Annotated in this window: 12 protein-coding genes; 3 read left to right on the top strand and 9 right to left on the bottom strand. The window is 65.9% G+C overall.

Annotated elements, in window-relative coordinates; all coding sequences use genetic code 11:
- Window positions 1-39: 39 nt before the first annotated feature.
- On the bottom strand, window positions 40-1,278 hold the full coding sequence (locus RSW2DRAFT_RS14410) for a polysaccharide biosynthesis/export family protein (RefSeq protein ID WP_008032217.1): 1,239 nt from the start codon (window positions 1,276-1,278) through the stop codon (window positions 40-42).
- 277 nt (window positions 1,279-1,555) lie between these two features.
- Between RSW2DRAFT_RS14410 and RSW2DRAFT_RS14405 the strand changes: the two genes are divergently transcribed.
- Genes RSW2DRAFT_RS14405 through RSW2DRAFT_RS14395 form a run of 3 tightly spaced genes read left to right on the top strand, consistent with a single transcriptional unit; the run spans window position 1,556 to window position 3,417 of the window.
- Window positions 1,556-2,908 (top strand): GumC domain-containing protein, encoded by a 1,353-nt coding sequence (locus tag RSW2DRAFT_RS14405; RefSeq protein ID WP_040672321.1) that lies wholly within the window; start codon window positions 1,556-1,558, stop codon window positions 2,906-2,908.
- Window positions 2,905-3,132, top strand: coding sequence for a hypothetical protein (locus tag RSW2DRAFT_RS14400; protein WP_008032213.1), 228 nt, complete (start codon window positions 2,905-2,907; stop codon window positions 3,130-3,132). Before RSW2DRAFT_RS14405 ends, RSW2DRAFT_RS14400 begins: the two co-directional genes overlap by 4 nt.
- Before the next feature lie 51 nt (window positions 3,133-3,183).
- Window positions 3,184-3,417 (top strand): hypothetical protein, encoded by a 234-nt coding sequence (locus RSW2DRAFT_RS14395; RefSeq protein WP_040672320.1) that lies wholly within the window; start codon window positions 3,184-3,186, stop codon window positions 3,415-3,417.
- Window positions 3,418-3,462: 45 nt separating this feature from the next.
- Here RSW2DRAFT_RS14395 and RSW2DRAFT_RS14390 read toward each other — a convergent pair whose 3' ends face one another.
- From RSW2DRAFT_RS14390 to RSW2DRAFT_RS17250, 8 genes are read right to left on the bottom strand one after another with little or no spacing between them, the layout of a single operon-like run.
- Window positions 3,463-4,866, bottom strand: coding sequence for an O-antigen ligase family protein (locus RSW2DRAFT_RS14390; RefSeq protein WP_156790745.1), 1,404 nt, complete (start codon window positions 4,864-4,866; stop codon window positions 3,463-3,465).
- Window positions 4,866-6,746, bottom strand: coding sequence for a GH39 family glycosyl hydrolase (locus RSW2DRAFT_RS14385; protein WP_008032206.1), 1,881 nt, complete (start codon window positions 6,744-6,746; stop codon window positions 4,866-4,868). The genes RSW2DRAFT_RS14390 and RSW2DRAFT_RS14385 overlap by 1 nt, the downstream gene beginning before the upstream one ends.
- Window positions 6,743-7,786, bottom strand: coding sequence for a glycosyltransferase (locus RSW2DRAFT_RS14380; RefSeq protein ID WP_008032204.1), 1,044 nt, complete (start codon window positions 7,784-7,786; stop codon window positions 6,743-6,745). Before RSW2DRAFT_RS14380 ends, RSW2DRAFT_RS14385 begins: the two co-directional genes overlap by 4 nt.
- On the bottom strand, window positions 7,783-8,934 hold the full coding sequence (locus tag RSW2DRAFT_RS14375) for a glycosyltransferase family 4 protein (protein WP_008032203.1): 1,152 nt from the start codon (window positions 8,932-8,934) through the stop codon (window positions 7,783-7,785). The genes RSW2DRAFT_RS14380 and RSW2DRAFT_RS14375 overlap by 4 nt, the downstream gene beginning before the upstream one ends.
- Window positions 8,931-9,788 carry a hypothetical protein gene (locus RSW2DRAFT_RS14370; RefSeq protein WP_008032199.1) on the bottom strand — a complete coding sequence of 286 codons (858 nt, stop codon included), beginning with the start codon at window positions 9,786-9,788 and terminating at the stop codon, window positions 8,931-8,933. Before RSW2DRAFT_RS14370 ends, RSW2DRAFT_RS14375 begins: the two co-directional genes overlap by 4 nt.
- A complete protein-coding gene (locus tag RSW2DRAFT_RS14365) occupies window positions 9,785-11,053 on the bottom strand; it encodes a lipopolysaccharide biosynthesis protein (protein WP_008032197.1) in 1,269 nt (422 codons plus the stop codon). Before RSW2DRAFT_RS14365 ends, RSW2DRAFT_RS14370 begins: the two co-directional genes overlap by 4 nt.
- On the bottom strand, window positions 11,050-12,351 hold the full coding sequence (locus RSW2DRAFT_RS14360) for a glycosyltransferase (protein WP_008032194.1): 1,302 nt from the start codon (window positions 12,349-12,351) through the stop codon (window positions 11,050-11,052). Before RSW2DRAFT_RS14360 ends, RSW2DRAFT_RS14365 begins: the two co-directional genes overlap by 4 nt.
- Complete coding sequence (locus RSW2DRAFT_RS17250) at window positions 12,348-13,556, bottom strand: glycosyltransferase family 4 protein (protein ID WP_008032191.1); 1,209 nt, start codon at window positions 13,554-13,556, stop codon at window positions 12,348-12,350. Before RSW2DRAFT_RS17250 ends, RSW2DRAFT_RS14360 begins: the two co-directional genes overlap by 4 nt.

Below are 13,556 nucleotides of genomic sequence, written 5' to 3'. Positions count from 1 at the left end.
ACCCGCGCGTATCGGCAAGGCTGCATGACCCGGCAGAGGTCAACCTTGCGGTGCAAATGGCACGATAACCGTATCGCCCGGCATCAGCACAAAACCGGGTATGGCAAGGATCTGGCGCTGCCCGCTGCCGGACCCGCGCAGCACCAGCAGGGTTTCAGGCTGGCTGCCGCCACTTTCGACGGTTCCGGCGCGGGCGATACCGGCACCTTCATATCCCTTGGAAAGCGCCGCCGCCCGCAATGCCGGATCCAGCCGCGACGCCACGTCCGCCAGTTCAGCTTGCGCTGCGCGCAATTCTTCATCGACGCCACTGGCAAGATCGGCGCCAAACCGGGAAAGCGACTGTTCCAGCTCCTGCAACCGCGACCGGGTTTCAGCCAGCGCCGACGCAACGTTCAACTGTTCGGCCACGGTATTGGCATAGGCCTGCGTGACCGTGACAACATCGTCGCGTGACGCCAGACCCTTGTCGCCCAGCGTCCTGACCGCATCCAGCCTTTCCCGCACCAGCGCCAGCACTTCGTCCAGCGAGGTGGCGCGCGACTCCAGAGCCTTGCGGCGGTCTTGCTGAATCTCGATCTGCGCCAGCAACGCGGCATGTGCCGATTGGCTGCGCTCGGCCCAATCTGCCAGAATCTGCCGCTCGGTGGTCATCAGATCCGCCAGCAGCGGATCGCGCACCACGGCATCGGGCAGCACCAGCAGGCTTTCGACGGCCACCTTGCCGTCAGCCTTGTTGGAAAAAACCTGGTCGATAAAACTGTTTTCGGCATTCAGCCGCGCTTGCACCAGTTGCAATGTGCGCAAGCGCTGTTCCAGCCCCGAGGCATATTCAACCGACCGCAGCGCTTGCAGGGCGGGGCCAAGCTCTTCGGTGGTCAACAGAATCCGCCCGCCCGCCAAGGCAAGCAGTTGGTCGATGGTAAGCCCGGGGCGCCAGACTTGTGCACCCGGCGATCCGACCGCGCCATCGACATAGACGTCCAGCCGCCGCACAGCGGTCACCGTGACGATGGCGCCATCCTCAAAACCGGCTTCGGCCAGACGTGCCGTGATCCGGCTTTCCAGCGCTTCGGGCTCTGTTCCCGCCGCGTCGATCCGCCCCACGAAGGGCAAGGCGATACGACCGGTCTCGTCGATCTGGCGTTCGCCCGAAAGATCGGGCTGACCATAGACTTCGACGCTTAACACCTCGCCCGGCTGAAACGGCACGGCCTGCGCCACAACCGGCAAGGGCGATACCAGGATCAGGACCAAAAAGGGAAGAACGCGAACCATCGCAGGCTCCTCGAAAATCCGGTGCAACCAAGGCGGAAAATGTGGCGCGGCAAACAGGGGCAATGGCAGGATGCTACATGCCGCCCGCAATCCGATCAATGCCCTGCCGTGGATTCAACAAATCGGCTATGCGGATCGACAAGGATTTGTTAGGACTCAGGAAAGTTGTCATTGCAGTCTTTCGTCCATTTCATGCGCAGGTGAGACGGAGTTTTCCGAATTGACCTCAGAGGTGCCGCTTCAGGGCCATTGGAATGACATTCGCGCTCAGCGGTGGGTGATCGTTGCAACTGCTGCCTTTGCCGGTTTTTTCGCCTTTGTGATCAGCATGGCGATCACGCCGATCTACGAGGCCAAGACCACCTTCTACCTTGCGTCAAACGCCGAGAGCCCGCGCTATCTGGGTGGACCCGAGACGCCACCCGAACCGCTGTTTCCGACACCAGATGAGAAAACCGCAGCGCTGAATGTGGGAATTCTGCGCGGCAGCGCCTTCATGACCGCCATGGCCAAAGAGTTCGGACTGCCGGTGGCCCTTGTGCGCAAACGCGTCGATGTCACCGTAAGCGGCGAATTCATGGTCGATCTGTTCGTGCGGTCAGAGGATGCCGGGCTGACCAGCCGAATGGCCAACCGCGCGCCAGCGCTTTATGCCGAGTTTCACCGCGCCTCGATGCGGCAGCGGGCACAGCAATTGGCGCAGACCCTGAGCGCGCATATCGCCGATCTTGAAAACCAACTGATCGGCCTGGAGGCGCAGTCGGAAGTTCATCGCCGCCGGTTCGGGGCCACGCTTGACGAAGCGCTGATTGCACGGCTGTCCGACCGTCGCGCCACAACCGAACGGCGCCTGCAAGAGATTGACGGCTCGCTCGCTGCGGCCCTGGCGCGGCGGGTCGGGCTTGAAGCTGAACTTGAAACCGAACGGCGCACTTATGCTGCGGGCGAGACCGTGTTGACCACGCCAGTCCTTGACCTGATGGTGGAACAGTTGCTGACGCTGCACGTCGAACTTGCCGCCGCACGCGATGGCCCGCAATCGCCCCGGCGCGGTGCCGTGGAAGAACAGATCGCCGCCACCGAAACTGCCATCGAAGGCGAACGTGCGCGCATGGCGGCGGCAGTGATCAAATCAACCGGCAGCAATTACGAACTGCTACGCGGGCAGATCGCCACCGCAAAGGCCGAAGAAGCGGCTGTCACCGCGTCGCGGCAAACCGCAGAAGCGCAACTGGCGGCCGCGAAAGCCGACCTTGATGCTGCGATCGCCTTTCTGAGCGAGGCCGAGCAGTTGGCAGCGAAAAAGGCGGAAGTCGCGGCGCAAGTCTCTGATGCCCGCATCAACCTTGCTTCGGCGCGGTTGCAGGCCGAGAACGCCGAGGTGCCGATGGTGGTGGTGGAAGAGGCCTCGGTGCCAACCCGCCCGGCATTTCCAATTCCGCTGCTGAATGGCATTGTGGCGGTGCTGGCCGGGGCCGTCGCGGGCTTTTACTATGCGCTGTTCATCGGTCATGCGGCGCGGGCCCGGCAGAAATTGCTGTCCGAGGCACTGCGGCCGCCGCGCTTTACCGGCACCGAACTTGCGCATCTGCAACGCCTTGCCGAAGTGTCACGGGGGGCCGCATCTTGATCCTGCCCGCGTCTTCACCGAAGTTCGAAAAGCGATTGCGACGGTCGATTGCCGACGGGCGGCTGCTCATCGCTGATGCCATCAACGCCGACGATCCCGCCCGCCGCCCGATCCTGATCGTGCGCTTTGCCGCCACTGCGGCACTTGGGCTGCTGTTGGCGGGCTTTTCCATACTGGCGGTGTTTGTGGTGCTGAACCTTGTGTTTCATTTTTCCTTGGGATGAACCGCGATGATTGAACCGGTCTCTTTTGTCAGTCGTCGCGCCTCGGGGCCAATGGCCGAACTGGATGGCATTGTCGCCCAAGCCCTGTTGCGCGAGGCGGAAGAGCGGCTGCCACTTGGCGAGTCGATGCTGGAAGCAGATTGGTATGCGCCGGCCGAATATGCGCCGGCTTGGCAGGAAAGGCGCGCAGGTGCCCGCCGGGCCGCAGTCGAATCCCTGGTGTTCTGGGCCGGGGTCGGGATGTTGGGGTTGGCTTTTGCCGGCCTTGCCGTTGTTCTCGCCTAAGCGGTTGACGCAAGCGTGGCGGCCGCTTGCGCTGGCAAGGACGTGTCAGGACGTACCGTCCGGATCCCGCTGGCGGATCAGCAGCAGGGCCTGGCCAAGCCCAAGGACAAGCCAGGTATTGACGTGGTCCAGGTTCGGCTCTGACTGGGCCAATTGCAGCGCCGCCAGCACCATCAACAGCAAGATTGCCGCAGGTGCCCGCCGCGCCCCGTCGGTCAGGCTTGCCGACGCCAGCCGCCCGACCAGCCAGAAAAAGGCGGCGCCAAGCACCACCGCGCCCGCCACACCCAATTCGGTTGCGGCCTGACCAAAGGCATTGTGGACCGGCCGTCCCCAGAAATTGCCATCGTAGGCGGCAAAGCCCTGCGGCCCGGTCCCGACCAGCGGATTGCGGGAAATCTTTTCCAGCCCCAGCCCGAACAGGGTGTGTCGTTGGCTTACGCCCTTGGCAACACCGGCATCACCGAACGAAAGGTCGTACAGCACCTGCCAAAGTCCGGTGAACCACGCCAGGGCCATCACCGCGACGATGGCCAAGGCAAAGTGCAGCGACAGGTGCGGCCAGCGCAGGAAGGGAAAGACCAGCGTCAGCACCATCGCCACGATCACCGCGCCGAAGTTCCAGGAAACCAGAATCCCGGTCAAAATCAGCCCCACAGCCAACAGGTCGCGCCAGCGCCGCCGGTCCGCCAGTCGCCACAACCCGATCGGCAGGGCATAGACCAGAAACGAGGAATAATGCTGTGCGGTGATGCACAGCGCCGATGCCCGCATGACATAGCCGATGGGCGTCGGCTTGAAGGCGGTTTCCGGCGGCGAAATCAATGTGAAAACATAGATGCCAAGATAAGCCAGCATGAACTGGACGATTCCGACCACGGCGCTGGCCACAGCCAGAACCAGAAACGCCCGCAGCGCGCGGTTCAGCGTGGCAAGGTCGCGCACCAGGTCAATCATCAGAAAGGCCACCAGTGCCGCACGGACAATTCCGAACGTGCCGATGAACCAACGCACCGGGTTCTGGATGGCCAGGTGCAGAATTGCGATCAGCACCAGCATACCCGCCGCAACCAGCAGCGGAGGAAAGAAAATCGGCCGGTCTGTGTCCAGCGCGCGGGTCGCCAGCCAGACAAGAAATACAACCGCCAGCGCAAGATCGAACAGGTCGAACGGCCCGGACCGCAGGCCATTCATCTGCGCGGCCAGCAGCAAGGCAATGCAAGCCGATAGTGGAAAAGCCGGCCAACGGCGCGAAACTCGCCCAAGTGCCAACCCGGCCAACGCAACCACCAGCAGGATTGGCGTCAATTGCAGCGGCGATGCCACAAGGCCGGTCATCCGCCACAGGGCGTGCGGCAACAGCGGCGATACCAGAGGATCGACAATCACAACCGCCGCCGCCTCCAGCGCCAGCAGAACAGGTTGCGCCAGATGCCACCGGCGGGACATCATGGTGCCGCCGCCTGAAATAGCAAAAGGTGGACGGAATAGGGCTCTACGGCCAGATCAAGAGTTTTCTGGTCCGATGCGTCGGTCACCGGACGCACCGTTCGCGCCCGTTGCGCCGCCAGGAGATCGGCCAGCCGTGTTTGAACAGGCACCACCCATTCCTGGTCGATCTGCGCCAGTGCTGCGTTGCCGGCAAGCTCGGCCCGGCCATCCAGCCGCTGTGCCAATGCGTCACCATAGCGGCGCAGGCTGGTCTCGTTGGCCGTGGTCATCTGGTCGCGCAGTGCATGTTCGGCCAGGCCCAGCAGGTCGCGCAGCGCGGTATTGGTGTCCCGGTCGGACTGGGCGATGGATTCTGGCGTGGCGGCAGTACTGGCATCCAGCACACGATGGCTGACCAGTTGCATCGGTTCTGGCAAAACCAGATGCACCGTTCCGCCATTGCGCCAAGGTTCGCGTGCAGCCTGGTCGGTACGCAGCACCTCGCGTCCCGCCTTCAGGGCAGCCACCGCCGCGGGTGACAGCCCTTGCGGCACCTCGCCATTCCGGAACATGAAGGCCGCCAGCGATTCAGGCCCCGCTGCGACGATGGCGGAAAAAACGTCCGGCTGGTCGAAGGCAACCGGCTCCATCGCATCGCGGGCAAGCATCAGATCGGTGGGCGGCATCACTGCCAGCAGCACTGCAAGCTGACTGCCGCCGTGAAACGCCGCCACCTGCACCACCGGATCACTGCTGTTGGCGGCGCGCGCCGGGCCAAGACGGGCGGCCTCGGCAGCCATGTCGAAGGCGTGCCAGACCGGGCGTGGCGTTCCGGCCGCCGTCAGCACCCCCGCCGAATACCCCGCGCTGCCCGGATCGACCGCCATCTGGAACACCTGCCCCGCGAGTCCCGCCCCGGCCATGGCAATCATCGTTGCCGCAGCATGCGCTGCCCCCGGATAGGTGCCGTTCAGATCGCCTTCCGGGTAAGGCGGCTGTGCTGCGACGTTCCATTCCGAACAGATCAGCGGCACCGTGCCATATCCGGCCGCCGCCAGCATACCCCGGGCTTCGGCCAACACGCGGGCATGGTGCCGCCCCGGCACCCGGCTGAAGGCATGATAGGTCACCGCGTCCACCGGCAAGCGATCAAGACCAAGTTCGGGCAGCGGCGTTGCGGCGGCGCGGGCCAGAAAACCTGCCACGAACCGCTCGCCGTGGATCACGGAACCCCAGTCCGACAGCGCCGGCCCGGCGATCCGCCCACCCGGGTCCGCCCGCAAAACGCCAAGCGCCGTTGCGCGATACAAGGCCACATAGTCGTCCAGTGACCCACGAAAGGCGTGGTCAGGCTCGTTCCACACTTCGTAGATTGCAGAGATGCCAAGTCCATGAAAATGCCGGGCGACGCGCTCTGCCACATCCGCCCAGCCCGCCAGATCATCGGTCGCAGACCGCGCCCAGAGTGGCCCGTCCGCCAGCGGCTTTGTTCCGGTTTCCCGGGCAAGAAACCGCGGCATGGCGTCAAGGGTCACGATGATCTGGCCACCTGCCCTGGCGCGCGCTTCCAGAAAATCGTTCAGCGGATAGGATTGCAGCAGGCGGGTCACGTCCTCGGGGCGCTCGGCGGCCGCCAGCACCTCCCAGGCCAGTGCAACGCGCCAGGTGCCGCCTTCACCCAGGGCGGTCAGCAAGGGTTCCGCCAGTCTGGCCACCTTGGGAACCCGCCAGACGCCGCCGCCAAAGCCAAAGGTGGTGGGTGTCGGGCCAGGTGCTGCCTGCACTTCGACCTCTGCCACTGGCCCCGCCTGCACCGGAACCACGGCGGGGCCTGCCAGGAAAAGACCGGCCAGAAAAAGCCCCATGACGACTTTGAAGAGTTGCAGGTGCCGTTTCATCGGGCATCCTCGCACAACGGTTGTGGCGGCTGGTGGTGCAGCGGACGCGGGAACACCTTTGTCTGCACCACCGCCAGCAGGATGACATAGGCCCGCGCCAGTACATAGGCTGCACCCACCAGCAGCCCGACGCCCCAGCCCGAACGCGGTGCAATCCTGTGGGCGATGGCGCGGATGCTTGGCACCCCGGCCCACAGCAGCCCGCCCAGACACAGCAACGGCAACCCCAGCGCCAATCCTCCGGTCCGGGGGGCCAGCGCCAGCGCAACCAGCAGCATCGGCAGGCTGATCGCGGCACATCCGAATTGCAGCTTCAGGCGCAGCGGTGTCCAGTTGTCATGCCGCCGCTTGGCAGGATATAGCCGGAACACCTCCATCCGTCCGCGTGCCCGGCGCAGCTTGACCCGCAAGAACTCGGCCCAGCCGGTCTGATGATGATGCGCCACCGCGGCAGTATCGACAAAGCCAATGCGGTGTCCCGCCGTCGTAATGCGATAGGCAATCTCGACGTCTTCGGCCTGACGCAGCCGCACGTCAAAGCCGCCCAAGGCCAGAAAGACCTGCCGCCGGAACCCGCAAGCCGGGGCGGCGATGAAATCCACACCGGTGCTGGCGATGCGCATCCCGGCATAGCGCTCGTCCACTTCGGCCTGAACGATCCGCGGCACCACACCGTCGTTCGCGGCGCAAATGGTGCCCATCACGGCATCAAACCCCTTGGTGTCGAACACCGATGCCATCGCCTCGACCCAGTTCGGCGGTGGAACACAGTCGCTGTCCAGAAACAGCACAACAGCCCCACCTGCCGCCTGCGCACCCCGGTTGCGCGCCGCGGCAGGGCCGGCGTTCGACTGGGTGATGACCCGTGCGCCCATGTCGCGCGCGATCTGCGGCCCGGCATCCCTGGATCCGTCGTCAACCACGATGATTTCGACCCTGCGCGCCGTCACTTGCGCCCGCAAACCGGCCAGTACCGCGCCAATGGACGCGGCATCATCGAAAAGCGGCAGGATCACCGAAACGTCGGGGGCTGGGGTCAATGTACCACCTCGCGCGCGGCGGCCAGCATGACATCCATCGTCTGTTCCGCCGCCCGTTGCCAGCTGAAGCCGGCCAGTCGGCGATAGCCCGCATCCGACAGCCGCGCTGCCAGATCGGCATCCTGCGCCAGCCGTTCCATTGCCGCCTGCAGGGCCGCTGCATCATCTGGGGGCACCAGTAGACCCGCGTCGCCCACCACCTCGGGCAACGAGGTTGCCGCAGCCGCAATCACCGGTGCCCCGCGTGCCATGGCTTCCAGCACGACAAGACCGAAACCTTCGGCCGTCGAGGGAAAGACGAAGCCGCGGCAGCGTGCGTAAAGCTGGTCAAGGTCGGCGTCGGGCAGGAAGCCCGGGCGTTGCACCCGGTCGCCAGCCTGCGCCAGCAGCGGTGCGATCTCGGCGCTGGCGTTGCCGTCGGGGCCGACGATGACCAGCCGAGCCCCCATCGCGGCAAGGCTTTGCGAGGCCAGGAAAGCGCGGATCAGCAAGCCGACATTCTTGGTGCGCTCGATCTTGCCGACAAACAGGAACAGCGGCCCGTCGGTCCCTTTATTGAGCTGTGCAGGCCGCGGCTGCACCAGCGGGCCGCCTTCATGGATGACGCTCAGACGGTCTGGCGCAACCGGGGCGAAACGAGCGATGTCGTCGGCAGTGAACTGCGACACGGCAATCACCCGCGTGGCCCGCGCCAATGCCCGGCGGATCACCGGCCGCAGCAGGGCAGCCTTGGCCAGACCGAATTTCTCTGGTCGGCGGAACTGCAACAGATCATGCGCGGTCAGCACTGAAGGGCGACGCAGCCCCGGCGTCCAGATCAGGTTTGGCAGAAAGACAAGGCCCACCGGCAACGCGTTGGCAAGACGCGCAAAGGCGGTGGCCTGCCAGATCAACCGCTCGGCCGGTCGTCGCGGGGCGGCGATAACACTGCGCCGCCCGCCATCGCCCAGGTCGCAGTGATCGAAGAACGGCTGCCAGGGGGCGTGCAGCAAATGGATTTCCGGCGGGGTGGGCAGGGCCACAAGCTGGCCGATGAGCGCGATCAGATAGCGGTCGGGTCCACGGGGCTGGGCGTTGTCATTGATTGCATTCACCAGAATCCGCAGACGCTGCCCGCTGGTCATCGCGCCGGTCATCGCGCCGGTCATCGCCCGCGCTCCTGCGCCAGGAATTCGGCAATCACCGCCACCGCCAGCGAGGTTGTATGCTGGTTCGACAGGCCGTCGGGTGCAACACCCGGCGCAGACCAGCCGCCATCGGCGCGCTGACGGTTCAACATCATCACCACCTGACCCGGCGTGACCAAGTGCCCCTGGTTCAGCCAATACAGCATCAAGGCGCGTTCAGCGAAGATATCGCCCATCAGCGTCGCCCGGCGATTGGCAAGATCCATCGGTGCGACAGTGGCCTGCATCAGGGACAAAAGTGCCGATTGGGAATAGGCGCCCGATCGCAGCATAAGTTCGGCCGCGACCACGATATGGGTGGTGCCATACCAGCCCCGGTCGTCGATTGCGGCCAGCCGTTGCAGAAAATCCGGCCCTGGATCGCGCTTGTCGGCCCAGACCGCCTCGATCATCAGAAGCTCGATCGGCAGATAGGGGCGAACCTGCATGATGTCCGGAAGCAGCACCACTTCGGCGGCATCGGGGTCATATCCGGGGTCGAACAGCCGCAGGGCGGGATCGCGCAGGGTTGCGCGGTAATGCGCGATCTTGGGATGGATCATGGCAAACCGGGCATCGGTGCCGCGCCGCCAACCCTGCCACAGCACATAAAGCGCCGACATCGTCAGATCCGGCTGTGGCGCGAACCAGTCCAGCCCGCGCTGAACGGCGATATCGGCCTTGCGCAACCATCCCTGCCTGTCCGCCTGGTAGGCTGCGGTCGCCCGGCGTTGCAGCAGCGGTGCCACACCCCGCTCAGCCCGCCGCCGCACCGCGCCAAGAATTGCAAGCGGTCGGTTGAAAACCGATGTTCGGCGCTGGCTGGCGTGGGTCATGCGGCCACCTTGGCGTTGTCAAGCGTGATGGGGCCATCGGTGGCCAAGCGGCGGCGCAGCGCGACAAGGATGATTGCGGCCATGACCAGACGCGTCAGCAGATCGACCGCAGCGACGCCCGCCGCCCCTCCCCAGGGAATGATGATCAGCGAAATCGCGACCTTTACGATCACTTGTCCCAGCGCCGTCAACCCGAAGATCCGCGCAGCCCCCAGTGGAAACAGCAGTGTCATGACCGGATTGGCCACCAGCGTCAGCATGGCCGATGCAAACAGCAAATCAAACGCCCAATGCGCCTCGGCAAACCCCTCGCCCAAGACCAGCGGTATGGCAAAGGGCGAGATCAGCGGCATCACCAGCACCGGCAGCAGCGCCAGCGGCGCCCGGCGCATCCAGCGGTCCAGCATGGCGCGCAGATCCTCGGTCCGCGCGACGGCCGCGATGCGCGGCAGGGTTGTCGCGACAATCGCCTGACTGACCACGCCGACGACGATGCACAACTGGATGCCCGCGGCATAGTAGGCAGCCTCGGTCGGCCCGGACAGGCTGTTCAGCAGCAAGATGTCGATCCGTCCTGACACCACCGACACTGCGGCGACCGCCATCCACAGGTTGATTGCCAGCATCTGCCCTGCCAGATCGCGCCGCACGCGCCCGCGCCCGTGCCCGGCCGGATTGGCATAGCCGGGCCGTGCAAGCACCAGTGTCGCCAGAAGGGCCAGCCCAGCCGCTGCCAGTGCCGCCTGCATCGCCGCCGTCAAGCTTAACATTCCGGCCAGCAGCAAGGCCCCCATCAGCAGCACCCGGAAGGCGTTCTTGAATGCCTGCCCCATGCCCACCTGCACAAAGCGCTGCTCGGCCTGCAGCCCGCCGATCAGGGCGGTTTGCAGCGCCAGCAATGCCCCGGCCACCCCGGCCATGGCAATCATCGGACCGCTGCCATCGGGCAGAAACACTGCAACGGCGCAGATACCGAACGCATAGGCCAAAGCAGCGGCACTTCGCAGCGCCAATGCGGTGGCCATGGCGTCGCGCCCGTCGGCGGTCGGGTCTTGCGCCATCCGGCGGGAGGCAATGGTCACGGTGCCTGCCGACAGCACGGTGTCGATGAACAAGGGGCCAAGGTCCATGATTGCCAGGGCCGGTGCCAGGCGGCCAAAGGTCTCCGCCCCAAGGCCGCGCGTCAGGATCATCAGCACGACAAATCCAAGACCGGCGCCAATTGCGTTGAACACGGCCACCTGGGCCGTCGGCCCGAACTTCATGGCCGTACTCCGTAGGTCTGCGATGCCGGTACGGCGCTCCCGGTCGCGCGTGCATTGCCCAGGCCCGCCAGCAACACCGCCTCGCGCGCGAAGATGTCGCGCCAGTCATGCGCCAATGCGGTGGCATGTGCGGCGTCGGCCATGCGGTCCCGGGTGGCGGCGGGGGTGGCCTCGAATCCGATCAGCGCATCGGCCAGTGCGGCGCTGGTAGGGGCGCACAGCAGACCGGCACCGCTGCGCGCCACCAGATCGCCGGCCTCGCTGCCCGGTGCAGCAATGGCGGGAAGGCCGGCGGCAAAATACTCCAGCAATTTCAGTGGTGCCGCATGGCAGCGCAACGGTGTGGGGCGGAACAGGCAATAGCCAAGATTGGCCTGCGCCAGCAGCGGCGGAATTTCCGAACGGTCAACATCGCCCGGCCAGTCGAACCGGGCGCCCAGACCAGAGGACGCAACAAGGCCAAGCAGTTGCGAACGGTATCCCGGCAAAGCTGGCCCGCGCAGACTGAGACGCGCCTGCGACAGGCCTGGATGCTGCAGCGCTGCGATCAACAGATCAAGTGCTGACCAGGGCGCGACCTCGCCAACATAGACGATATGCAGTGGCCCCGGTGGGCGTTGCGGGGCGGTGAAGAATCCGACATCCACCCCGGTGGGTGACAGAACAGGGTGGTGTCGGCTGGTGCCCGTATGACGAGCCGCAAGCCGTTGCCCGATCGACAGCGTCAGATCGGCAGTTCTTGCTGCCCGCGCTTCCATGCGCGTGACCCATCGGCGGCGCAGCGGCGAGCTGACGAAGCCCGGTTCGAAATCGCGGTCGATATAGGCGTAGGCCGCCAGCCGCCCTTGTCGACGCAGATGCCGCGCCGCCTCGGCGGCCCAGGGGCCGAAGGCTTCACAAGTGATGTCGGCGGGGTCAAGCCCTGCAAGGGCCTGTGCAGCGGCATGGCTCAGGGCGGCAATGGTCAGGCGGTCACGCAAGATGGCCAGTGTGTCCAGCCCTTGCCCGGCGAGGCGCGTCAGCAGATTGGCCGAAGGCCGCTGGGTGGTGGCACCACGCACCGCGCCTTCGGGCGGGTTCAGCGGTGGATCGACCGCGACGAAGGTCACCGCGGCATCGTCGCGTCGGGTGATCCGGCCTTGCAGCAACGCCAGTGCCGGCTTGCCCGCAGCCGCCCTTTGCCGGAACACCACGATAGTGCGGTCAAACCGCGGTGCCAGTTCCCGCAGGGCCGCATGTTCACGGTTGTTGCGGCGGCCCGGCACGTCCAGCGTGGTCAGAATGAGCAGGGTTTTCATAGGCTTTTCCTGCATGATCCCGGTGCCAGCAGCCGTGCGGCCAGACTGTCAAGCGCCGGTCCGGTTGCGTGGTGGCTGCGCACCAGTCGCGCGGCGTTGGCACCAAGCCGGTCGGCCAGCTCGTCGTCGCGCAGCAGGGTCAGCAGGCTGTCGGCCAATGCTGTTGCCGTGGCCGCAGCGGCTACCAGACCGGTCTCGCCATGCCGCAACCACTCACTGCTGCCGCCACGACCGAAACCCACCACCGGGCGGCCCAGCGCCATCGCCTCGGGTCCGGCCAGCCCCAGACCTTCGGGCACCAGAGACGGATGGGCCAGCACGCGCGCCCGGCCAAGACCCGCGTGCAGATCGGCCTGCGACACCCGCCCCGCAAAGGTTACGCGCCCGGAAAGATCGCGCTGTGCCGCGCGGGCGCGCATCGACGCGGCGGCGGGACCATCGCCATAAAACGTCAGCCGCGTCTCTGCGGGCAAGTGCGCCATGGCCTCAAGCAACATCGGTGCGCCCTTGGCAACCGAAAGCAGCCCGACATAGGCGATGGTCGGACCCGCCTGCGAGGGCGGCACCCCGGCAGGCATCTGCGGCACCTGATCAAGCATCGGCACTGGCAGCGTGATCCGCACCAGCCGCGCCGATGGTGCCCCGGCGCGCAGGGCTTCTTCGGCCAGATAGCGGCTTGGGGCAAGAATGGCCGTGGCCTCGGTGCAAAGGCTGGCCCAGACGGCACGACGGGTGGTCAGCCGATACCCGGCCCGCGCTGTGGCCAGCGCCGAACCGCGCCCGGCACAAAGACCGACCACGCAGGCTGCACCCTGGTGCCGGGTGCAGGGCAGCTGCCCTGGCCAGGCAAGGCGCAGGCCGTTGGGGCAGAAAGGGGACACGTCATGCAAGTGCACGAATAGCGGTGCCGAGGTGGCGGCGGCCCGGATCAGGTCGGGCGACAGCAGGCTGAAACCAAGGTGCAGCAGCACGGCATCTGCCCGCGCTGCCGCTGCCCGCACCTGCGCAATTCCCGCATCATCGGCTCGGGCCTTGCGTGCCGGGCGGGCCATGACGCTGCCCACGTCGCCGCCCCGGCGGGTCAGGCGCAGGTCGGTCACTGCCCAGCCGCGGGCCGTCAGCCCTTCGGCATAGGTCGCGACCACCTGCGCGATACCGCCGCCCCCAGCCGGCTTGTCATGCAGTTGCACAAGCGCCGGCGCCAT

This window comes from Rhodobacter ferrooxidans (genome assembly GCF_000176015.1).
In the GTDB taxonomy this organism is placed as follows: domain Bacteria; phylum Pseudomonadota; class Alphaproteobacteria; order Rhodobacterales; family Rhodobacteraceae; genus Pseudorhodobacter_B; species Pseudorhodobacter_B ferrooxidans.
This window is presented reverse-complemented; position numbering and strand designations above follow the sequence as displayed.

Bases quoted from the DNA above. Each gene is read 5' to 3' on its own strand.
- RSW2DRAFT_RS14365 (WP_008032197.1), bottom strand. From the start codon at position 11,053: ATGAAGTTCGGGCCGACGGCCCAGGTGGCCGTGTTCAACGCAATTGGC.
- RSW2DRAFT_RS17250 (WP_008032191.1), bottom strand. From the start codon at position 13,556: ATGGCGCCGGCGCTTGTGCAACTGCATGACAAGCCGGCTGGGGGCGGC.
- RSW2DRAFT_RS14410 (WP_008032217.1), bottom strand. From the start codon at position 1,278: ATGGTTCGCGTTCTTCCCTTTTTGGTCCTGATCCTGGTATCGCCCTTG.
- RSW2DRAFT_RS14375 (WP_008032203.1), bottom strand. From the start codon at position 8,934: ATGACCGGCGCGATGACCGGCGCGATGACCAGCGGGCAGCGTCTGCGG.
- RSW2DRAFT_RS14385 (WP_008032206.1), bottom strand. From the start codon at position 6,746: ATGAAACGGCACCTGCAACTCTTCAAAGTCGTCATGGGGCTTTTTCTG.
- RSW2DRAFT_RS14360 (WP_008032194.1), bottom strand. From the start codon at position 12,351: ATGAAAACCCTGCTCATTCTGACCACGCTGGACGTGCCGGGCCGCCGC.
- RSW2DRAFT_RS14390 (WP_156790745.1), bottom strand. From the start codon at position 4,866: ATGTCCCGCCGGTGGCATCTGGCGCAACCTGTTCTGCTGGCGCTGGAG.
- RSW2DRAFT_RS14370 (WP_008032199.1), bottom strand. From the start codon at position 9,788: ATGACCCACGCCAGCCAGCGCCGAACATCGGTTTTCAACCGACCGCTT.
- RSW2DRAFT_RS14395 (WP_040672320.1), top strand. From the start codon at position 3,184: ATGGCCGAACTGGATGGCATTGTCGCCCAAGCCCTGTTGCGCGAGGCG.